Origin of the sequence: Nocardioides xinjiangensis (assembly GCF_017916385.1) — a bacterium.
Lineage (GTDB): Bacteria > Actinomycetota > Actinomycetes > Propionibacteriales > Nocardioidaceae > Nocardioides > Nocardioides xinjiangensis.
On sequence record NZ_JAFMSW010000001.1, the window covers coordinates 1,277,180 to 1,297,477 of the forward strand.

The window sequence follows — 20,298 nt, forward strand, 5'->3', positions numbered from 1 at the left end:
CATCGGGCTACCCGGGCTGCGGCGAGCGGTTAGCGTTGCGCCCGTGATCATCGAGCGTGACCTCACGCCGTACGTCGTCTACTCGGGCGACCCGGTCCTGCGCGCCCTGGAGAAGATCACCGCCAACAAGGCGCGCGTGATCTTCCTCGTCGACGCGCACGGGCACCTCGACGGCGTGCTCTCCGACGGCGACTTCCGCCGCTGGGTCAGCAACGCGGCCAGCCTCACCGTCGACGTCCCGGCCATCGAGGCCGCCAACACCACACCGCGGAGCCTGCCGGTCGGCAGCAGCCCTGCCGAGATCTCCCACGCCTTCGGCTCGGGCATCGACCACGTGGCGCTCGTCGACGAGCGCGGACACCTCGTCGCGATCGCGATCAACCGGGCCGACGAGCTGCGCATCGGCCGCCACGTCGTGGCTCCCGACGCCCCGGCCCTCATGGTCTCCGAGATCGGGATCAACCACCAGGGCGACGTCTCGCTCGCCAGGAAGCTCGTGGACCTGTCGGTCGAGGCCGGTGCGGACGTCGTGAAGTTCCAGCTGCGCGACATGGAGTCGCTCTACCGCCAGGGCAGCTCCGGCTCGGGTGGCGAGGACCTCGGGCCGCAGTACACCCTCGACCTGCTCGCGAAGTACGACCTCGGCGCCGACGGGCTGTTCGAGGTGTTCGACCACTGCCGCGACGTCGGCATCGACGTCATGTGCACGGCCTGGGACCCGGTCAGCGTGGACCGACTCGTCGACTACGGCGTCCCCTCGCTGAAGGTGGCCTCCGCCGACATGACCAACCACGCGCTGCTGCGCCACATGGCGGCGAGCGGCACCCCCATGGTGATCTCGACGGGCATGTCCACCGAGGGCGAGATCCGCGAGACCGTCGACCTCGTCCGCGGCACCGGCGTGGCGCACGCGTTCCTGCACTGCCAGTCGACCTACCCCGCGCCGTTCAAGGACGTCAACCTCGCCTACCTCACCCGGCTCGCGGAGCTCACGCAGGCGCCGGTCGGCTACTCCGGCCACGAGCGCGGCTTCCACGTCGTGCTCGCGGCCGTCGCGCTCGGCGCCCGGATCATCGAGAAGCACGTCACCGTCGACCGCGACCTCGAGGGCAACGACCACAAGGTCAGCCTGCTGCCGGGCGAGTTCGCCGAGATGGTGCAGCGGGTGCGGGAGGTCGAGGAGGCCCTCGGCACCGCGGCCCCGCGCGCGGTCTCCACCGGCGAGATGATGAACCGGGTCAACCTCGCCAAGTCGCTCGTCGCGGCGCGCCGCATCGAGGTCGGCGAGACCCTGACCGACGCCGACATCGACATCAAGAGCCCCGGCCGCGGTCTGCAGCCCAACGCCTACGACAAGCTCGTCGGCCGCACGACCACCCGCGCGCTCGACGCCGGCGACTTCTTCTACGCCACCGACCTCGGTGACGCCGTGCCCCGCGGCCGGGAATACGCGTTCCGGCGCCCGTGGGGGCTCGCCGTGCGATACCACGACATCGACGCGATGACGAAGGACACCACCCCGGACTTCCTGGAGTTCCACTTCTCCTACAAGGACCTCGACCTGCCGGTCGCCGACGTGTTCGCGAAGTACCCAGGCGGGCTGCCGACGGGGTTCACGACCCACTCCCCCGACCTGTTCGCCGGCGACTTCCTGCTCAACCTCGCCTCGCCCGACGACGACCACTGGGAGCGCTCGATCCGCGAGCTCCAGCGGGTCGTCGACACCACCCGCGAGATGCAGCAGCACTTCACCCGCGGTGCGGACGCGCGGGCCGACGCGGAGGGACCGGTGGTCGTGGCCAGCCTCGGCGGCTTCACCAGCGACGCGTTCGTGCGTCCGGAGCAGCGCGCTGCGATGTACGACCGGGTGGCCGCCGGGCTGGCCCGGGTCGACGACTCGGGGGTGCGGCTGTGCGCGCAGACGCTGCCGCCCTACCCCTGGTACATGGGCGGACAGCTCTACTGCAACCTCTTCGTCGACCCCCGCGACACTGCCGAGTTCGCCGAGCGCCACGGTCGTCGCCTGTGCTTCGACGTCTCGCACTCCAAGCTGTCGGCCAACTACCTCGGCATGTCGTTCGCCGAGGCCACCGACCTGCTCGCACCGCACACCGAGCACCTGCACCTCGTGGACGCGACGGGCGTGGACGGCGAGGGGGTGCAGGTCGGCGACGGCGAGATCGACTGGGCCGTGCTGGCCCAGCAGCTCGACGCCATGGCTCCGGGAGTGAGCTTCATCCCCGAGATCTGGCAGGGACACGTCAACGACGGCGAGGGCTTCTGGATCGCCCTCGAGCGGTTGGAGCAATGGTTCTGATCCCACCCACCGCGCTCTGGGTGGTGCCGGTCAGCGACCTGGCGGGAGTGGCGCGGCACGTCCTTGACGTCGCCCGCCACGGCATCCCCGGCTGGCGCCTCGTCGTGCTCACGCCCCCCGGCGCGTTGCCGGCGCGGCTGCGCGAGCTGGGTGCGGCGGTCGTCGAGGCGCCGTTCGGCCCGGACCACGGGACCCGCCCGTCGGTGTCCTCCCTGCACCACGCCGTCCGCACCCTGCGGCCGGCCGTCGTGCACAGCCACCTGTCGTACGCCGACGTGGTCGCCGCGCTGGCCGTCGGCGGCGCCGCCCGGCTGGTGACCACCGAGCACGGGATCGCCCGGGACGACGTCGTCTACCACCGCTCGGCCGCCAAGGCGCGCGTGATGGGAGCCGTCCACACGGCACGGCTGCGGCGCTTCGACGCCGTGATCGCGGTGAGCCAGGCGACGGCCGGCGTCATGCGCGAGAAGTGGCACGCCGGCCGTGCGGTCGAGGTCATCCCCAACGGCGTCGACGTGCCGGCCCGCGTGCCGAGGCGCGAGCCGGGGCTCCGCGTCCTCAGCCTCGCCCGGCTCGCGCCGGAGAAGCGGCTGCCGGCCCTGCTCGATGGCTTCGCCGAGCTGCGTCGGCGGCATCCCGACGCCCGGTTGACCTTGGCCGGCACGGGACCGGAGGAGGCGGCGCTCCGCGCCCGGGTCGAGCGCCTCGACCTGGTGGACGCCGTGTCGCTGCCCGGCTTCCTCGACCCCGAGGACGCGATGGCCGAGCACGACGTCCTGGCGATGCTGTCGGTGTGGGAGAACTGCTCCTACGCGCTGCTCGACGCGGCGGCGCGGCGTCTCGGCGTCGTCGCCAGCGACGTCGGCGGCAACCCGGAGATCCTGCCACCCGCCTCCCTCGTCGACGCCGCGGACGCGTCCGCCGTGGCCACCGCCCTCGCGACCCAGGGACTCGACCCCGCCGCCCGCCCGACGCTGCGCGACTGGCCGACGGTCGACGACATGTGCCAGCGGGTCGCCGCGACGTACGACGCCCTCGGGGTGCCCGCGTGAGGGGGCGGGTCGTCTCACCGTGGGACCTGCCCGACACGTCGGTGCAGCGCGCCGACGACGCGGACCGCCAGGTCCGCGCCACCGACTTCCTGCTCATGGCGATGGTGCCGCTGCGGGTGGTCGAGGTCGCCGGCCTCCCGCTCAACGAGCTGGCCATGGCGGCGCTCGTCGGCCTCTGCCTGCTCCGGCCGGCGCGCGGCGGAGCCCGGCTGCCCGGGACGGTGGTCGTGCCCCTCGGCGGCCTCCTCGCGCTGCTGACCTGGTCGGGCCTCGCCAACGACGTCGACTGGATCCGGCGGGTGGGACACGTCGCGGTCTGCTGCGGGCTCGTCTGGGCCTTCGGCACGGGGCGGATCTCGCTGCGCTCAGCCGGCGCGGGGCTGGCGGCGAGCCTGGTCGCGGTGATCGGGCTGGCCCTCGTCGGCATCGGCGGCGACTCCTACCCGGGTCGCCTCACCGGGTACCTCGGCGACCCCAACGCCGGCGCCTTCTTCATCGCCGTGCTGGGCGTGCTGGCGGTCTTCTTCTGCGACGACCGGTGGCAGGTCCGCCTCGCCGTCGCCGTGCCCGTGGTCGCGGGGCTCGTGCTGACCTACTCACGGACCGGTCTCCTCGCCGGCGCCTTCGCGGTCGTCTGGGTGCTGCTCGGCCGCCGGCTCGGGCCGGCAGGCGGAGCGATCATGGCGGCCGGGCTCGTCTGGATCGTGGACAACGTCCCCCGGAGCCTGACGACCTTCGGGCCGTTCTCGGACCGCTCCGGCAGCGACGCACTCCGCGAGCGGATCGTGGCCCAGGAGAAGGTCGAGCTGGCGGGTGCGCCCTGGTACGGCAACGGGCCCGGCACGGCGAAGGTCGACATCCGCGACCTCGAGTTCTTCTTCCACAACAGCTACCTCGCCGTCCGGCAGGAGGGCGGGTGGCTCGCGCTGCTGCTCGTCCTGGGCCTCATGGTCGTCGCGTTCCTGCGGCTGTCGCGGCGGTCGCGGGCCGGCGACCTGGCCGCGGCCGGGGCACAGGCGGCGATCATCGGCACCGCCGTCATGGCCATCACCCTCGGCGAGGTGCTGCTCGACACCCCGATGGCGATCGCGGTCGGCTCCGCGCTCGGGCACGCGCTCCGCTGCCCGCCGGAGGCGTCCTCCGATGGGTGAGCGGATCCACCTCGCGGCCAACAACCCGGACCTGGGCGGCGGCGAGCAGGTGCTGCTGCGCCACGCCGAGGCGCTGCTCGACCTCGGGCACGCGGTGACGGTCGTCTCGGCGGACCGGCCCACGGAAGTGCTCGACGCGGCCGCGGCGGCCGGCGCCGAGGTGGTGGCGATCCGCGCCGACGACCGGCGCGACTACCTCCGTCGGCTGCGGGCGTGGGACCGGGCGGAGCGCGACGGGGTGGTGTGGTGCCACGGGCTCGTGCCGGCGGTCGCGACCGCCGGCCACCGCAGGCGCATCGTGCACCTGCACCAGGATCCGCGCGGGCGCGGACAGGTCGCGGCCGCCGCGGTCGCACGTCGCGGCGCTCTGGTGACCCTCGTGCCGTCGACCGACATGGCCCGCCGTGTCCCGGGCAGCCGCGCACACGCCAACTGGACGGCCGACCTGCCGCTGCTCGACCGCTCCGCCGTCGGGTCGCGGGACGTCGGCTACCTCGGCCGCCTCTCGACCGACAAGGGTGTCGACGTGCTCGCCGACGCCGTCGGCCGGCTGTCGGGCGTCGGGGACCTCGTGGTCGCCGGCGACGCCCGGTACGTGCCGGAGCCGGACGTGCGGGTCGTCGAGCGGGCGCTGTCCGCCCTCGGGTCGCGCGTCGTACGGTTGGGCCACATCGCGCCGGGCGAGCTGTTCGCCCGTGCCACGGTCGTCGCCTTCCCCAGCGTCTGGGCCGAGCCCTTCGGCCTCGTTGTCGCCGAGGCGATGGCGGCCGGCGTCCCCTTCGTCGTCTCCGACGCCGGGGCGCTGCCCGAGGTGGCGGGGCCCGACCACCCGTGGGTGGCCCGGGCGGGCGACGCCGCGGACCTCGCGCGGGTCGTCGGCGACGCCCTGGCGGCCACCCCGTCCGAGGTGCGTGCCGTGACCGATCGCGCGCGCAGCCGTTGGGCGGAGCACTACTCCCCGCGCGCCGGCCGGCTCCGGGTGCAGCGGCTCCTCGACGACCTGGGGGTGGGATGAGCGCCGGCACGACGTCGCCGCCCGTCGCGATCGCCCACGACTACCTCACCCAGCGCGGCGGCGCCGAGCGGGTCGTGCTGACGATGCTGCGGGCCTTCCCCGGCGCTCCGCTGCACACCACCCTCTACGACCCGGAGGGCACCTACCCGGAGTTCGCCGCGGCCGACCTGCGGACCTCGCCCATCAACCGGGTCAGGGCGCTGCGTCGCGACCACCGGCTGGCGCTCCCGGTGCTCGCACCGGCCGCCTCGCGGATGCGGATCGACGCCGACGTCGTCGTCGCCTCCAGCAGCGGCTGGGCCCACGGCTTCGACACCGACGGTCGCACGGTCGTCTACTGCCACAACCCCGCCCGGTGGCTCTACCAGACCGACGAGTACCTCGGCGGTGCCCCGTGGCGCTCACCGATCGGGCCGCCCCTGATGGCGATGCGGCCGTTCCTCCGGCGGTGGGACCGCACCCGCGCCGACCGCGTCGACGTCTACCTCGCCAACAGCCTCGTCGTGCAGCAGCGGATCCGCGCGACGTACGGACGCGACGCCGAGCTGCTGCCGCCCCCGCACGGCATGGACGCCTCCGCACCCCGCGAGCCCGTGCCCGAGCTCACGGACTGGGACCCCGGCTACGCCCTCGTCGTCTCCCGGCTGCTGCCCTACAAGAACGTCGACGCCGTCATCGAGGCCGTGCGCGGCACCGGCCGCCGGCTGGTGGTCGTCGGTCGTGGACCGGAGGAGGGACGGCTGCGTGCGACGCTGCCCGACAACGTGCGCCTGCTCGGCGGGTTGAGCGACGCACAGCTGCGATCGGTGTACGCCGGCGCGGGAGTGCTCGTCGCTGCCAGCCACGAGGACTTCGGCCTCGCGCCGCTGGAGGCCGCCGCCTTCGGGGTGCCGGCCGTCGCCCTGCGCGGGGGCGGGTTCATCGAGACGGTGCTCGAGGGCGAGACCGGGGTGTTCTTCGACCAGCCGGACCCCGACCAGGTCGCCGCGGCCCTGGCGGTGTCGGATCGCCACGACTGGGACCCTGCAAGACTGCGAGCCCGGGCCGAGGAGTTCGGCGAGGCCCGCTTCATCGCTCGGATCCGACAGATCGCGTCAGAGGAAGGGAGGCGAGCCTGACGTGCGGCCCGAAGGCATCCGCCTCCTCCCGTGGCTCGTCGGCGCCGTCGACCTGCTGATGCTGGCCGTCGCGACCGTGCTCGCCATCCGGTTCCGGCTGACGCTCTCGATCTTCGACACCGCCACCGACCTCCTCGAGAACACCGCCCTCGCCAGCGTGTTCTTCGTCGCCACGTGGCTGGTGCTGCTGGGGTTCTTCGGCACCTACGAGCGCCACGTCTTCGGAGCCGGCACCGAGGAGTTCAAGCTCGTCGTCAACGCCTCGTTCTTCACCGCCGCCCTCGTGGCGACCATGGCCTACCTCATGCAGTACCCGCTCTCCCGCGGCTTCTTCCTCCTCTACTTCCCCATCGGGGTCCTGCTGCTCCTCGTCGGCCGCCTGGCCATGCGGCGCACCCTCCAGCGCCTCCGAAGCGCCGGACACTTCACCGAGCGGGTGCTGCTCGTCGGCACGCCGGGCTACATCGGCGAGATCCACACAGTGCTGGCCCGCGAGGCGTGGCTGGGCTACGAGGTGATGGGGTGCCTGGTGCCGCCCGAGTACGCCGGGCTCGAGGTGACCTCGGCCGGGGTGCCGGTGCTGGGCCTCACGGGCGAGGTGCGGCAGGTCGTCGACGACGTCTCCCCCGACATCGTCTTCTTCACCGCCGGCGCGGTCAGCTCGTCCACCGCCCTGCGCCGCCTCGCGTGGGACCTCGAGGACCACGCCGACGTGCAGATCATCGTCGCCCCCAACGTCACCGACGTGTCGAGCGAGCGGGTGCGCATCCGCCCGGTCGCCGGCCTGCCGCTGATGCACCTCGGCCGGTCGCGGTCGCAGCTGGCCACCAACGACGCCAAGCGCGCCTTCGACGTCGTCGGAGCGCTGCTCGTCCTCGCTGTGGTGTGGCCGCTGCTGCTGGCGCTCATGGTGTGGATCAGGGGGCACGACGGCGGGCCCGCGCTGTTCCGCCAGACGCGCGTGGGCCGCGAGGGAGCCCACTTCACCTGCCTGAAGCTGCGGTCGATGTCGGTCGACGCCGAGGAGCGCATCGCCGAGGTCGAGGCCCGCGACCACGTGCTGCTCAAGAGCACCCGGGACCCCCGCGTCACCCGGCCGGGGCGGTTCATCCGGCGCTACTCCCTCGACGAGCTGCCGCAGCTGTGGAACGTGCTCCGCGGCGAGATGAGCCTGGTCGGGCCGCGTCCCCCGCTGCCGTCGGAGGTCGAGCAGTACGAGGACGACATGCTCCGCCGCCTCAACGTGATGCCGGGCATGACCGGTCTCTGGCAGGTCTCGGGCCGGTCGGACCTGTCCTGGGAGGACACCGTGCGGCTCGACCTCTACTACGTCGACAACTGGTCGATGGTGCAGGACCTGCTGATCCTGGCCCGCACGGTCACCGCCGTGCTCGCCAGCCGCGGCGCGTACTGAACCGCCGCTCGGTCAGGACCGGGCGGCCTTCGCCTCCCTGCGACGGCGCCCCTTGCCCGCGGTGGAGTAGGCCTCGAGCGAGGCGTACTCGGCCTTGTAGCCGCCGTAGCCCCCGTAGCCGTCGTAGCCGCCGCCGTAGGCGATGGCGGAGGCGCCCTTGACCGGCGCCTTGTTGAGCACGACGCCGAGCAGCCGGCTGCCGACCTGGTCGAGGATGCGGCGGCAGTGCTGGCTCTGCTCGATGTGGGTCTTCCCCGCCGCCTGCACGAGCAGCGCGCCGTCGCAGAACGCCGACAGCAGGCCCGCGTCGGTCACCGGGAGCAGCGGCGGGGCGTCGAGGATCACGAGGTGGTCGTGCGAGAGGTCGTCGACGAACTGCTTCATCCGCAGCGAGCCGAGCAGCTCGCTGGGGTTGGGCGGGATGCGGCCGGCGGGCAGCAGGCTCAGGTTGGGCGTCCCGCTCTCGACGATGACGTCGCGGACGTCGACGTCGCCGGCGAGCGCCTGGGTGAGGCCGACGGCGCCGTCGACCTCGAAGGTCGTCGCGATGGTCGGGCGGCGCAGGTCGGCGTCGACGAGCAGCACGGGCGTGCCGGCCTGCGCCACGAGCCGGGCGATGTTGGCCGACACGGTCGACTTGCCCTCCCCGGCCAGCGCCGAGGTGACCACGATGCGCCGCGGCTCGTTGTCGACGTCGACGAAGCGCAGGTTCGTGCGCAGCTGCCGGAACGCCTCGGCCGCCCGGCCCAGGTCGCCGCGCACGCCGCGGTGGGCGCGGCCGAGCGCGTCCTCCTTGGGGATGATGCCCAGCACGGCGGCACCGGTGGCCTCCTCGACGTGCTTGGCCGAGCGGATGCGCCGGTCGACGAGTCGCCGCGCGATGAGGACGGCGTACGCCAGGACGAGCCCGCCGGCGGCGCCCTCCACCGCCGCGCGGCGGTAGTCGGGCGTGAACGGGGCGCCGGGCAGCTGTGCCGGCTGGAGCGGGACGATCCGGGTCAGGGGCTCTCCTCGGGGCGCCTCGCCGGTCTCGATCTCCTGCGCCACGACCACCACGGCGTCCACGACGGCGTTGGCCAGGTCGCGCGCCTCCTCCGGCGTGGTGCCCGTCGCGGTCACGGTGAGCGCGTTGACCGAGGCGTCGACGGACGCGGAGAACCGGCCGGCGATCGCCTCGGGCGGGACCTCGAGGCCGAGGTCGTCGACGACCTGCTCGGCCACGGGCGCCGTGGAGACCAGGAACGCGTAGAGCACGGCCTTGTCCTCGGCGAGCTGGTTGTTGCCCTGCTCCTCGCCCGCGGTCGTGGCCTGCCCGACCCGGACCAGGCCCGACGACGTCGCCGCGTAGAGCACCGGCTCGCGCGTCGTCTTGGCGACCATGAGGAGCGCGCCGAGGACGGTGCAGCCGATCAGCACCCAGACGTAGGCCCGGGTGAGGCGTACGAAGTCCCCGAACGTCATGCGCGCGAGTCTAGGGCGCGCGACCGGGCCGACCACCCGAAACGGCGAGACGCCGGCTGGCACCATGGGGGCATGAGCGATGAGGGCGAGGGCCGGTCGGCGCCCATCGCCGCGCGGGTCCACCTCGCTCACGCCGTCGTGCAGAAGCTCGCCGACGACCGCTCGATCGACCTGCTGCACCTCAAGGGCCCGGCGGTCCTGCCCGGGCTGCGCCCCGAGGGCCGGCAGTCCAGCGACGTCGACGTCCTGGTGCGGCCCAGCCACCTGCCGCGCCTGGTCGCGGCGCTCGAGTCCGTCGGCTTCGAGCAGCGCACCGACTTCTCGACCGGGTCGGTGTTCGCCCACGCCGCCAACTGGTGGCACGACGACTGGGGCTGGGTCGACGTGCACACGAGCTGGCCGGGCGTCATGCTGGACGCCGAGGCCGCCTTCGACGTGCTGGCTCGGACCAGCGTCCAGCGCCAGATCGCGCACTGGGACTGCCCGGTGCCCGATCGCACCGCCCAGCGGCTCATCCTCGTCCTGCACTCCGCCCGCTCCGAGGGCACGACGGACGTCGACCACGCATGGCTGGGCGCCGAGCCGGCCGAGCGGGACGACGTGCGCCGCCTCGCCGCCGAGCTGCGTGCCGAGGTCGCCCTCGCCGCCGGCATCGGCGAGCTCGACCGGCACCGCGGGGCACCGACGTACGCCCTCTGGCGTCACTTCACCGAGGGCGGCAGCCGGTTCGACGAGTGGCGTGCCCGGTTCGCGGCGGCACCGACCGTGCGCGCCAAGGTCGCCCTGCTGACGGCCGCGATGCGGGTCAACCGCGACCACCTCCGGATGGAGCTGGGACGTCCGCCCACGCGCGAGGACGTGCGGGCGCGCCAGCGGCTCCGCGTGAAGAAGGCGGTGGCGGAGCTCTCCGACCGGATCGGGCGGTCGTGACGCGCTACCGGATCGCCGACGACGTCGCGTGGGTGAGCGAGGAGGGCCTCGACGGGGGTGACGCGCCGACGGCGTACCTCACCCGCGTGCCGAAGGGGCCGCCGATCCTGCTGGAGGGGTCCGGGTGCGTGGTGTGGCTCGCCCTCGCGGAGGGAGGCACGATGGAGGACGTGGTCGCGGCGGCCGCCGCGATGGCGGGCGCCGGGGCCGAGGACATCCGCGACGACGTGGAGACCCTGGTCGACCAGCTGGTCGTCATCGGCGTCGTGCGCGAGGACTGACCAGCAGCGCCCCGAGCGCCGCGCCCAGCGTGTTGGCAGCCACGTCCTGCCACGTCCCCTCGCGCGCCAGCCACAGCCCCTGGACGAGCTCGATCGCGGTCGACCCGGCCGCGGCGGCCAGCGCCGCCTGCCACCACGGCCGCCGCGTGAGCAGCAGGAACAGCGCGCCCAACGGCACGAACAGCACCACGTTGAGCAGCACGCCGTAGTGCTCGGGGACCACCCACGCGGGGGCGATCGGCCAGTCGTGGCGGAACCGGACGTAGCACGCGACGGTGAGGCGGTTGAGCGCCCAACCCCACGGGCCCGCGACCAGCACCGCGAGACCGACGAGGTAGACCGCCGCGAGGCCGACCAGGAACCGACGTCCGCGCAGCCAGTCCACGCGGCCACCCTAGAGTGACCCGCGTGAGCCGAGAGGGGACGTCGCCCGAGGTGGTCGTCGAGGCCCTCGGCGTGCCGATCGGCATCCCGGTCACCGGCGCGGCCGCCGACCGGCTGCGGCGGCAGTGGAGCCGCGCCCTCACCGACCGGGATCCGGCCACCGTCGTGGACCTCGAGCACCTCGACGGGCACGACCCGGTCGCCCTCGACTACGCCCTCACCTCACGGGTGACCCTCGCCGCCCTCGACGCCACGGCCGGGTCGCGCGTGAACCTGCACGCCGGCGCCGTCGCCGACGACGAGGGCCGGGCGCTCGCGGTGGTCGGTGCGTCCGGCTCGGGGAAGACGACCGCGGTCCACCACCTCGCTCGCCGCCTGGGCTACCTCTCCGACGAGACCACGTCGGTCGACGAGGGCCTCCTCGTCCACCCGCACCCCAAGCCGCTGTCCGTCATCACCGACGCCGACGCCCCCCGGGTCAAGCAGTCGCTCTCACCCGACGACCTCGGCCTCCTGCGCGCGCCGGCGACGTCGTACCTCCACCGGATCGTGCTGCTGCACCGCGGGGAGGACGACTCCGGCCTGGTGCCCCTCGCGCCGGCCCGGGCGATCGCGGAGATCGTGTCGCAGACGTCGTCGCTGCCGCGGCTCGAGGACCCCGTCCGGCGCCTGGCCGACATGCTCGACGCGTGCGGCGGCGCCTGGGGGCTGCGCTACCGCGAGCTCGAGCACTGGGTCGACGACCTCGTCGGCCTCCTCGACGTCGAGGGGCAGCCGCCGCTCCCCCGACTGCACCACCCCGGGCGCCGGACCGACGACCCCGCCGGCGACGACCCCGCACCCCATGCCTGGGTGCGGGCCTCGTGGCGCGACGCCGTGGAGTACGACGACGAGCTGGTGGTGATGGTCGGCGACCGCGTGCACGTGCTCGCCGGCCTCGGCGTCGTGCTGTGGCTCGCCCTCGAGGTCCCGCGGACCACCGACGACCTCCTCGCCGAGGTGCGCGAGCTCTGGGGCGACCACCCGGACGCCGTCGGGCTCGTCACCGGCGCCCTCGAGCTGCTGGCGCAGGAGGGGCTGCTCCACGCGCCCGACGCGGCCGGCTGAACCGGCCCCCACCCGCGGCGGCGGAGCACGCTCGGGCCCGCGGGTAACGTGCGCGGCATGACCGCCCGCCGCCAGCTGCCCACCGACGAGGCCCGCGACCTGCTCGCCCTCACCCGCGAGATCGCGACCAAGGAGCTCGCCCCCCGCTCGGCCGAGGCGGAGGCCACCGAGACCTTCCCGCGCGACGTCTTCCGGATGCTCGGCCAGGCCGGGCTGCTGTCCCTGCCCTACCCCGAGGAGCACGGCGGGGGCGACCAGCCTTACGAGGTCTACCTCCAGGTGCTGGAGGAGATCGGTGCCGTGTGGTCGTCGGTCGGGGTAGGAGTGTCGGTGCACGCCCTGTCCTGCTTCGGGCTGGCCCACTTCGGCACGGACGAGCAGCGGGCCCAGTGGCTGCCCGACATGCTGGGCGGCGAGCTGCTCGGCGCGTACTGCCTCTCCGAGCCGCACGCCGGCTCCGACCCGGCCGCGATGCGCACCACCGCCCGCCGCGACGGCGACTCCTACGTCCTCAACGGCGCGAAGGCATGGACGACCCACGGCGGTCACGCCGACTTCTACAAGGTGATGGCGCGGACCTCCGACGACCGCAACGGCATCTCCTGCTTCCTCGTGCCCGCCTCCGCGGAGGGCCTGTCGGCCGACCCGCCCGAGCGCAAGATGGGCCTGACCGGCTCGGCCACCGCGACCATGCGCTTCGACGGCGTGCGCGTGCCCGTGGAGCGCAGGCTGGGCGCGGAGGGCGAGGGCCTGCGGATCGCGCTCGCCGGGCTGGACTCGGGCCGGCTCGGCATCGCCGCGGTGGCCGTCGGCCTCGCGCAGGGCGCCCTCGACGCCGCGGTGGCGTACGCCAAGGAGCGCGAGACCTTCGGCACGAGGATCATCGACCACCAGGGGCTGGCCTTCGTCCTGGCCGACATGGAGGCGGCGATCGTCTCGGCGCGCGCGACCATGCTGCACGCCGCCCGCCTGCGCGACGCGGGCCTGCCGTTCTCCCGCGAGGCCTCGATCGCCAAGCTCGTCGCGACCGACAACGCCATGAAGGTCACCACCGACGCCGTGCAGGTCCTCGGCGGCTACGGCTACACCCGCGACTTCCCCGTCGAGCGCTACATGCGCGAGGCGAAGGTCATGCAGATCTTCGAGGGCACGAACCAGATCCAGCGCATGGTGATCTCGCGCTCGCTGGCGAGGGACAACGCCGGCCTGATCGGCTGAGGGCGGGCCGCGGTCGGGCCGCGGTCGACCGCGGCAGGCATGGACCTCACACGTCGGTGACGCGCACCCCCGCGTGCGCCTTGTAGCGCCGGTTGATGGCGATCAGGTTGGCCGTCAGGGCCTCGACCTGGTGGGCGTTGCGGAGGCGACCGCCGTACATCCCTCGCATCCCCGGCACCACGTCGGCCAGCGCCTGGACGAGGTCGGTCGCCTCGCGGTCGTCACCGAGGACGAGGACGTCGGTCTCGACCCGCTCGACGTCGGGGTCCAGCAGCAGGACCGCGCTGACGTTGTGGAACGCGCCCACGACGCGCGACTCCGGGAGGATGGCGGCGGCCTGCTGGGTGGCCGAGCCCTCCTCGACCGGCAGGGCGTACGCACCCTGCTTGTCGAACCCGAGCGGGTTCACGCAGTCCACGACGACCTTGCCGGCCAGCTCGCTGGTGAGCGAGGAGAGCAGCTCGGCGTGGCCCTCCCACGGCACGACGACCAGCACGACGTCGCCCGCCGCAGCGGCCTCGTGGTTGTCCGCGCCGCGCACCCGGCCCACGTCGCCGAGCCCCGTGGCGGCCTCGCGCGCCCGGTCCGCGCTGCGCGAGCCCAGCACGACGTCGAGGCCCGCGGCCGCGAACCGGCGGGCCAGGCCCCGCCCCTGCGGCCCCGTGCCGCCGAGGACGGCGATGGTCAGCGAGGCGAGGTCGTGGTCGGTCATTGCGCCGACGCTAGCGAACGGCCCGACCCGTCCGGTGCCCGCCCGTCCCGTGGGTGCGCAGCGGCCCACCCCTCCGTGGGTTGTCCACCCTCCGGGCGCGAGCGAGCGTGGAGGCATGACCAAGCGCATCGCATTCCTGACCGCTCTCGAAGGTGTCGAGGAGGTCGAGCTCACCAAGCCGTGGCAGGCCGCCGTCGACGCCGGCCACACCGCCGAGCTGCTGTCGCTCGACGAGGGCGAGGTCCAGCTCTTCCAACACCTCGACAAGTCCTCCACCCAGCGCGTCGACCGACGCGTGAGCGACGTGGCCGTCGCCGACTACGACGCCCTCGTCCTGCCCGGTGGCGTCGCGAACCCCGACGCCCTGCGCATGGACGAGGAGGCCGTCGCGTTCGTGCGTGACTTCCTCGACTCCGGCAAGCCCGTCGCCGCGATCTGCCACGCCGCCTGGACCCTCGTCGAGGCCGACCGCGTGCGGGGCAAGCGGGTGGCGAGCTGGCCGAGCCTCCAGACCGACATCCGCAACGGCGGCGGCGACTGGGTCGACGAGGAGGTCGTCGTCGACGGCAACCTCATCACCAGCCGGAACCCCGACGACATCCCCGCCTTCTCGCGGGCGCTGCTCGACGCCCTGTCCTCGCGGTGAGGCCCGGCCGGGGCCGGTGAACGTCCGGCCTCGGCGTCGACTACCCCGGCTGGACCAGCCAGCGGCCCAGCAGCGTCCCGTCCTGCTCGAGCAGCAGGGCGGGACGCAGCCGCACGTCCACCTGCGCACCGGTCGCCATGCGCACGGCGTCCCCGCCGGTCAGGCGCGGCACCACGGTCCAGCACAGCTCGTCGACGACGCCGGCCGCCAGCAGGTCCGCGAACAGCGACGGCCCGCCCTCGCAGAGGATCTCGCTCCACCCCCGGTCGGCCAGCGCCGGCGCGAGGGCGGCGAGGTCGATGTCGTCCTCGCCGAGCACGAGCACGTGCTCGTCCCCGAGCCGCTCCCGGGCGGCGTCGAGGCCCTCCGACGAGGCCACGGTCGCCATCAGCACCCGGCCGCGCGGCGCCTCGCGCAGCGTCGGCGGCACGTCGGCCGACCGGCTCACGACGACCAGGGGCAGCGGTGGGACGTCGTACCCCTCCGCGCGCAGCGTCCCCGCGCCGACCACCAGGCAGTCCGCCCGGCTGCGCAGCATGTCGAAGACGCGCTTGTCGGCGGCGTCATTGATGCTCTTGCTCAGCCCGTCGCCACCCTGGGCGGCGCCGTCGACCGTGCTGACGAAGTTCACCCGCAGCCAGGGCCGACCGTCCGGGGCGTACGCCGCCGCCAGCTCCTCGTCGGACAGGTCGGCCAGTCGTCGCAGCTCGAGGGGGTCGCTCACCCCCCTACTGTTGCACCGTGATCTCGCTCGCCGACCTGGCCGCCCTCCAGAACGCCCACGGCGACGCCTGGGCCGCCCCGGTCGCGCCCGTCGTGCTCGACGGGCCGCGGGGGCCGGTCGTCATCGGCGACGGGCCCATCACGCTGATGGGCTGCATCAACCTCTCGCGCGACTCCACCTACCGCGAGAGCATCGCGACCGGCCCCGCCGACGCCGTGCGGATGGGACGCATCCAGGTGGCGCAGGGCGCCGCGATCGTCGACCTGGGCGCGGAGTCGAGCACCGCCGCGGCCGCCCGGGTCTCCGCCGACGACCAGGTCGCCACCCTGGTGCCGGCCGTCGAGGGGCTCGCCCCGGAGACCGTGGTCTCGGTGGAGACCTACGAGCCCGACGTCGTGCGCGCCTGCCTCGACGCCGGGGCGCGGGTCCTGAACATGACCGGCCGGCAGCACGAGGACGAGATGCTCGCGCTCGCCGCGGAGTACGACGCTGCGGTCGTGATGTGCTTCGGCACGACCACCAACGTCCGCGAGGTCGCCGACGTGCCTCCCGACGACGACCCGGTCCCGGCGCTGCTCGACCACTTCGCGCCGCGGCTCGCTCGCGCCCGCTCGCTCGGGGTGGACAAGGTGGTGATCGACCCGGGCATGGGCTTCTACTACGGCAACCTCGTCGAGCCGATGACCCGTGCCCGCCACCAGGCGCGGGTGCTGGCGCAGACGTTCCGCCTGCGGCCGCTGGGCGTGCCGGTCTGCAACGCGCTCCCGCACACGTACGACATCTTCGGCGACGAGTTCCGCAAGGCGGAGGGGTTCTACGGGACGATCGCCGCGCTCGGCGGTGCGCACCTCCTGCGCATCCACGAGGTGGCCCACCTGCGCGTGGTGCTCCGGGGGCTCATGGAGCTCGAGGTTCGCTGACCGTCACCGTGCAGGCAGCTCGCTCCGACGAGCCGGTGGCCCACGCTCAGGCGGCGAGGGCGTGACGCCCACCTGCCTGCACGGTGCGCCGGACGACGACGTCGGCGATCGCGGCCGCCACGTCGTGGGCCCGAACATCACGTCGGACCAGGAGAACCGGAGCACGACGAGCCCCAGCCGCGCCGCCGAGGTGTAGCGGTCGACGTCGCGCTGCAGGCCGGCCCTGGTCCAGTGGTGTCCTCGAACGACTCCGCCCCGCTGCCGGAGTCATCCACAGGCCGCGGTCGTGCACCAGGACGGCCGTCCGGGCACGCCGGCCGGAGGCGGGCGCGGCCTCAGCCGGCGTACCCCTGGGGGTTCTGCGACTGCCACCGCCACGCGTCGGCCGCCATCTCGTCGACGGTCTTCTTGGTGCTCCAGCCGAGCTCGCGGTTGGCCTTGGTCGGGTCGGCGTAGGACACCGCGACGTCACCGGGCCGGCGCGCGACGACCTCGTAGGGGAGCTCGCGGCCGACCGCCCGCTCGAACGCGTGCAGCAGCTCGAGCACGCTGGTGCCGTGCCCGGAGCCGAGGTTCCACACGTTGACGCCCTCGGCGGTGGTGGCGAGCGCCTCGAGTGCGGCGATGTGCCCGGCGGCGAGGTCCTCGACGTGGATGTAGTCGCGCACGCCGGTGCCGTCGGGGGTGTCGTAGTCGTCACCGAAGACCGACAGCTTGTCGCGCTTGCCCACCGCCACCTGGGCGAGGAAGGGCATGAGGTTGTTGGGTGTGCCGGACGGGTCCTCGCCGATCGTGCCGGACTCGTGCGCCCCGACGGGGTTGAAGTAGCGCAGCAGCGCGAAGCGCATCCGCGGCTCGGCCGCGGCCACGTCGCGGAGGATCTGCTCCTGCATGACCTTGGTCCAGCCGTAGGGGTTGGTGGCGAACGTGCGCCGGTCCTCGGTGGCTCCCGCCTGGTCGGTGCCGTAGACCGTGGCACTGGAGGAGAAGACGAGCTTGTCGACGTCGTGCTTCTGCATCGCGCGGACCAGCGAGAACGTGGAGACGAGGTTGTTCTCGTAGTAGTCGAGCGGCTTGGCGACGCTCTCCCCCACCGCCTTGTAGCCCGCGAAGTGGATGACGGCGTCGAAGTCCTCGGCGGCGAAGAGGTGCTCGGTCTTGTCGTAGTCGCACAGGTCGAAGGAGTGCGTGGGCAGGCTGGTGCCGGTCAGCGACTCCATCCGCGCCAGCACCGTCGGGTGCGCGTTGCTGAAGTTGTCGACGATGACCACGTCGTGTCCGGCGGCGACGAGCTGGATGACGGTGTGCGAGCCGATGTAGCCGGCACCCCCGCTGACGAGGATCTTCATGAGGCCCACCCTAACGAGCAGCGCCCTGACAGACTGTCGGCCATGCCCTCCGCACTCATCACGGGGATCACCGGCCAGGACGGCCTCTACCTCGCCGAGCTGCTGCTCGCCAAGGGGTACGACGTCCACGGGCTGATCCGCGGCCAGAACAACCCGCGCCGCGAGCTGGTCTCCAAGGTCGTCCCCGACGTGCAGCTGCACAACGGCGACCTGACCGACCTCTCCAGCCTCATGCGCGCCATGCGTGACTCCGAGCCCGACGAGGTCTACAACCTCGGCGCCATCTCGTTCGTGGCCTACTCGTGGGAGAACGCGTTCGTCACCAGCGACGTCACCGGCATGGGCGTGCTCAACATGCTCGAGGCCGTGCGCCTCCACGCCGGCGACGACCCGGCCGCGATCCGCTTCTACCAGGCCTCGAGCTCGGAGATGTTCGGCAAGGTGCAGGAGGTCCCGCAGTCGGAGACCACCCTGCTCTGGCCGCGCTCGCCCTACGGCGTGAGCAAGGTCTACGGCCACTACATGACGATCAACTACCGCGAGTCCTACGGCATGCACGCCTCGTCGGGCATCCTGTTCAACCACGAGTCGCCGCGCCGCGGACCCGAGTTCGTCACCCGCAAGATCAGCCAGGCGGTCGCCAGGATCCACCTCGACCAGCAGGACTCCGTGGCGCTGGGCAACCTCGACGCGCAGCGCGACTGGGGCTACGCCGGCGACTACGTCGAGGCGATGTGGCGGATGCTCCAGCAGGACGAGGGCGACGACTACGTCATCGCGACGGGCGAGACCCACTCGATCCGCGACTTCCTCGACCTCGCGTTCGCCCACGTCGGCATCGACGACTGGAGCAAGCACGTCACGCAGGACCCGCGGTTCATGCGGCCCGCCGAGGTCGAGCTGCTGATCGGCGACGCGTCCAAGGCGAGGGACAAGCTCGGCTGGACGCCGACGGTCTCCTTCGCCGAGCTCGTGGCGATGATGGTGGACAGCGACATCGCGGCGGTCAAGGCGGGCTGGTGACCGCTCGCGCGTTCATCACGGGCATCGGCGGGCAGGACGGCACGTACCTCGCCGAGCGCCTGGTCGGTGAGGGCATGGAGGTGCACGCGCTCGTGCTCTCGTCCGACGGGCACCCGGCGCACTGCCCCGACGAGGTCGTGCTCCACGACGGCGACCTCGGGGACGTGGCGGCCACCCGCAGGCTGGTGCTCGACATCGCGCCGCAGGAGGTCTACAACCTCGCCGCCATCAGCTCGGTCGCCCAGTCGTGGGCCGAGCCGGACCGCACCGCCCACGTCAACGGGCAGGCCGCGGTCGCGCTCATGGAGACCGCACGGCAGGCCGGCGGCGTACGCCTCGTGCAGGCCTCCAGCGCGGAGATCTTCGGCGAGGCCGCCGAGTCGCCGCAGGACGAGCAGACGCCGATCGCGCCGGTGAACCCGTACGGCGCGGCGAAGGCCTTCGCCCACCTCGCCGCCCGGGTCTTCCGGCAGCGCGACGTGCACGTGTCGAGCGTGGTCCTCTACAACCACGAGTCGCCGCGCCGCCACCCCCGCTTCGTGACGCGGAAGATCACCTCGACGGTCGCGGCCATCGCTCGCGGCCGCGCCGACGAGCTGGTGCTCGGCAACCTCGACGCCCGCCGCGACTGGGGCTGGGCGCCGGACTACGTCGACGCGATGGTCCGCGCCGCCCGCGCCGAGGCCCCGTCGGACTACGTCGTCGCCACCGGGACGGCCCACTCGGTGCGTGACTTCGTCGCCGCGGCGTTCGCCGCCGCCGGCATCGACGAGTGGGAGCACCTGGTGCGCCAGGACGAGGCGTTCCTCCGGCCGGCCGACCCGACCGAGCTGGTCGGCGACGCCGGACGGGCTCGCGAGGAGCTCGGGTGGGCCCCTACCGTCCACTTCACCGAGATCGTCCGGCGGATGGTCGCCGCGGACCTGGCCGCGGTTGGCTGACCACCCGCCGTCAGTCGAGCGGGATCTCCTCGGAGTTGTCGCGGTCGACGGGCTCGGTGTCCTTCGGTACCTCGACCTCGCCCTCCTGGTCCAGGCTCAGCACCAGCTCGCGCTCGCCGACCTTGGTCCAGCCGATGGTGGTGCGGAAGTCGTCGCGCTCGAGCTGCACCCACGGCTCGGTGGAGTCGAGACCCTCGGCCTTCCGCGTCCAGCCGGCCCCCTCGAGCGCGGTCGCGGCGCGGTCGACCTGCTCGCCCTCCGCGCCGTCGCCGAGCACGACCGCGGTGGCGCGGTAGTCCTCCGCGCGGTAGGTCGACATGCCCTCGCTCTCGACGCGGCCCGTCGCGCGCTCGACGGCGAGGCCCTCCCCGGTCAGCGCCGCCGCCATGTCGCGGAGCTCCGTGTTGACCGCGGACTTCATCGACGCGAGGTCGTCGGCCGCCTGCTCGGGGTCGGGGTCGCCGCACGAGCCGAGGCCCATCGCGAGGGCGAGGGCGAGGAGCAGTCGGAGCGGCAGCAGTCCTGTGCGCATCAT

Annotated in this window: 21 protein-coding genes; 15 read left to right on the plus strand and 6 right to left on the minus strand. The window is 73.5% G+C overall.

All coding sequences use genetic code 11. The features are described from left to right. Positions 1 to 43 precede the first annotated feature (43 nt). From J3P32_RS06035 to J3P32_RS06060, 6 genes are read left to right on the plus strand one after another with little or no spacing between them, the layout of a single operon-like run. Positions 44 to 2,317 carry an N-acetylneuraminate synthase family protein gene (locus tag J3P32_RS06035; RefSeq protein WP_210438913.1) on the plus strand — a complete coding sequence of 758 codons (2,274 nt, stop codon included), beginning with the start codon at positions 44 to 46 and terminating at the stop codon, positions 2,315 to 2,317. Beyond that, the gene (locus J3P32_RS06040; protein WP_210502965.1) at positions 2,308 to 3,369 is read left to right on the plus strand and encodes a glycosyltransferase family 4 protein; all 1,062 of its coding nucleotides are present in this window, start codon (positions 2,308 to 2,310) and stop codon (positions 3,367 to 3,369) included. Before J3P32_RS06035 ends, J3P32_RS06040 begins: the two co-directional genes overlap by 10 nt. After that, the gene (locus J3P32_RS06045) at positions 3,366 to 4,520 is read left to right on the plus strand and encodes a hypothetical protein (RefSeq protein WP_210438914.1); all 1,155 of its coding nucleotides are present in this window, start codon (positions 3,366 to 3,368) and stop codon (positions 4,518 to 4,520) included. Before J3P32_RS06040 ends, J3P32_RS06045 begins: the two co-directional genes overlap by 4 nt. After that, positions 4,513 to 5,535 (plus strand): glycosyltransferase family 4 protein, encoded by a 1,023-nt coding sequence (locus J3P32_RS06050; RefSeq protein WP_210438915.1) that lies wholly within the window; start codon positions 4,513 to 4,515, stop codon positions 5,533 to 5,535. Before J3P32_RS06045 ends, J3P32_RS06050 begins: the two co-directional genes overlap by 8 nt. Next, entirely contained in the window at positions 5,532 to 6,653 is a 1,122-nt protein-coding gene (locus J3P32_RS06055; RefSeq protein WP_210438916.1) for a glycosyltransferase, read from the plus strand. Before J3P32_RS06050 ends, J3P32_RS06055 begins: the two co-directional genes overlap by 4 nt. Before the next feature lies 1 nt (position 6,654). Beyond that, positions 6,655 to 8,067, plus strand: coding sequence for a sugar transferase (locus tag J3P32_RS06060; protein WP_210438917.1), 1,413 nt, complete (start codon positions 6,655 to 6,657; stop codon positions 8,065 to 8,067). Between the two features lie 12 nt (positions 8,068 to 8,079). On the opposite strand, the gene J3P32_RS06065 is transcribed toward J3P32_RS06060, so the two are convergent. Next, positions 8,080 to 9,528 carry a polysaccharide biosynthesis tyrosine autokinase gene (locus J3P32_RS06065; protein ID WP_210438918.1) on the minus strand — a complete coding sequence of 483 codons (1,449 nt, stop codon included), beginning with the start codon at positions 9,526 to 9,528 and terminating at the stop codon, positions 8,080 to 8,082. A 72-nt stretch (positions 9,529 to 9,600) separates the two neighbouring features. Here J3P32_RS06065 and J3P32_RS06070 point away from each other — a divergent pair, with 72 nt between their 5' ends. Further along, positions 9,601 to 10,458, plus strand: coding sequence for a nucleotidyltransferase family protein (locus J3P32_RS06070; protein ID WP_210438919.1), 858 nt, complete (start codon positions 9,601 to 9,603; stop codon positions 10,456 to 10,458). Continuing rightward, entirely contained in the window at positions 10,455 to 10,739 is a 285-nt protein-coding gene (locus J3P32_RS06075; protein WP_210438920.1) for a PqqD family peptide modification chaperone, read from the plus strand. The genes J3P32_RS06070 and J3P32_RS06075 overlap by 4 nt, the downstream gene beginning before the upstream one ends. Here the strand turns inward: J3P32_RS06075 and J3P32_RS06080 are convergent. Further along, a complete protein-coding gene (locus J3P32_RS06080; RefSeq protein WP_210438921.1) occupies positions 10,714 to 11,124 on the minus strand; it encodes a VanZ family protein in 411 nt (136 codons plus the stop codon). The genes J3P32_RS06075 and J3P32_RS06080 overlap by 26 nt on opposite strands. Before the next feature lie 23 nt (positions 11,125 to 11,147). Between J3P32_RS06080 and J3P32_RS06085 the strand changes: the two genes are divergently transcribed. Together J3P32_RS06085 and J3P32_RS06090 are read left to right on the plus strand one after the other, a co-directional pair. Then, the gene (locus tag J3P32_RS06085; RefSeq protein WP_210438922.1) at positions 11,148 to 12,230 is read left to right on the plus strand and encodes a hypothetical protein; all 1,083 of its coding nucleotides are present in this window, start codon (positions 11,148 to 11,150) and stop codon (positions 12,228 to 12,230) included. A gap of 57 nt (positions 12,231 to 12,287) precedes the next feature. After that, positions 12,288 to 13,448, plus strand: a complete 1,161-nt coding sequence (locus J3P32_RS06090) for an acyl-CoA dehydrogenase family protein (RefSeq protein WP_210438923.1) — start codon at positions 12,288 to 12,290, stop codon at positions 13,446 to 13,448. A 46-nt stretch (positions 13,449 to 13,494) separates the two neighbouring features. On the opposite strand, the gene npdG is transcribed toward J3P32_RS06090, so the two are convergent. Next, a complete protein-coding gene (gene npdG / locus J3P32_RS06095; RefSeq protein WP_210438924.1) occupies positions 13,495 to 14,160 on the minus strand; it encodes an NADPH-dependent F420 reductase in 666 nt (221 codons plus the stop codon). A 115-nt stretch (positions 14,161 to 14,275) separates the two neighbouring features. On the opposite strand from npdG, the gene J3P32_RS06100 reads away from it, so the two are divergent. Beyond that, on the plus strand, positions 14,276 to 14,806 hold the full coding sequence (locus J3P32_RS06100) for a type 1 glutamine amidotransferase domain-containing protein (protein ID WP_210438925.1): 531 nt from the start codon (positions 14,276 to 14,278) through the stop codon (positions 14,804 to 14,806). A 40-nt stretch (positions 14,807 to 14,846) separates the two neighbouring features. Here J3P32_RS06100 and J3P32_RS06105 read toward each other — a convergent pair whose 3' ends face one another. Next, positions 14,847 to 15,530, minus strand: coding sequence for a dihydrofolate reductase family protein (locus J3P32_RS06105; RefSeq protein ID WP_210438926.1), 684 nt, complete (start codon positions 15,528 to 15,530; stop codon positions 14,847 to 14,849). Between the two features lie 17 nt (positions 15,531 to 15,547). Between J3P32_RS06105 and J3P32_RS06110 the strand changes: the two genes are divergently transcribed. Together J3P32_RS06110 and J3P32_RS18130 are read left to right on the plus strand one after the other, a co-directional pair. Beyond that, the gene (locus J3P32_RS06110) at positions 15,548 to 16,450 is read left to right on the plus strand and encodes a dihydropteroate synthase (protein ID WP_210438927.1); all 903 of its coding nucleotides are present in this window, start codon (positions 15,548 to 15,550) and stop codon (positions 16,448 to 16,450) included. A 61-nt stretch (positions 16,451 to 16,511) separates the two neighbouring features. After that, entirely contained in the window at positions 16,512 to 16,646 is a 135-nt protein-coding gene (locus J3P32_RS18130) for a hypothetical protein (protein ID WP_282593966.1), read from the plus strand. A gap of 139 nt (positions 16,647 to 16,785) precedes the next feature. Here the strand turns inward: J3P32_RS18130 and galE are convergent, their stop codons facing one another. Then, positions 16,786 to 17,799, minus strand: coding sequence for a UDP-glucose 4-epimerase GalE (gene galE, locus J3P32_RS06115; protein WP_210438928.1), 1,014 nt, complete (start codon positions 17,797 to 17,799; stop codon positions 16,786 to 16,788). Positions 17,800 to 17,841: 42 nt separating this feature from the next. On the opposite strand from galE, the gene gmd reads away from it, so the two are divergent. Beyond that, a complete protein-coding gene (gmd, locus tag J3P32_RS06120; RefSeq protein ID WP_210438929.1) occupies positions 17,842 to 18,822 on the plus strand; it encodes a GDP-mannose 4,6-dehydratase in 981 nt (326 codons plus the stop codon). Then, positions 18,819 to 19,763: a GDP-mannose 4,6-dehydratase gene (locus J3P32_RS06125; RefSeq protein WP_307861599.1), complete on the plus strand. Its 945-nt coding sequence runs from the start codon at positions 18,819 to 18,821 to the stop codon at positions 19,761 to 19,763. The genes gmd and J3P32_RS06125 overlap by 4 nt, the downstream gene beginning before the upstream one ends. A 10-nt stretch (positions 19,764 to 19,773) precedes the next feature. Here J3P32_RS06125 and J3P32_RS06130 read toward each other — a convergent pair whose 3' ends face one another. Beyond that, entirely contained in the window at positions 19,774 to 20,298 is a 525-nt protein-coding gene (locus tag J3P32_RS06130) for a hypothetical protein (protein ID WP_210438930.1), read from the minus strand.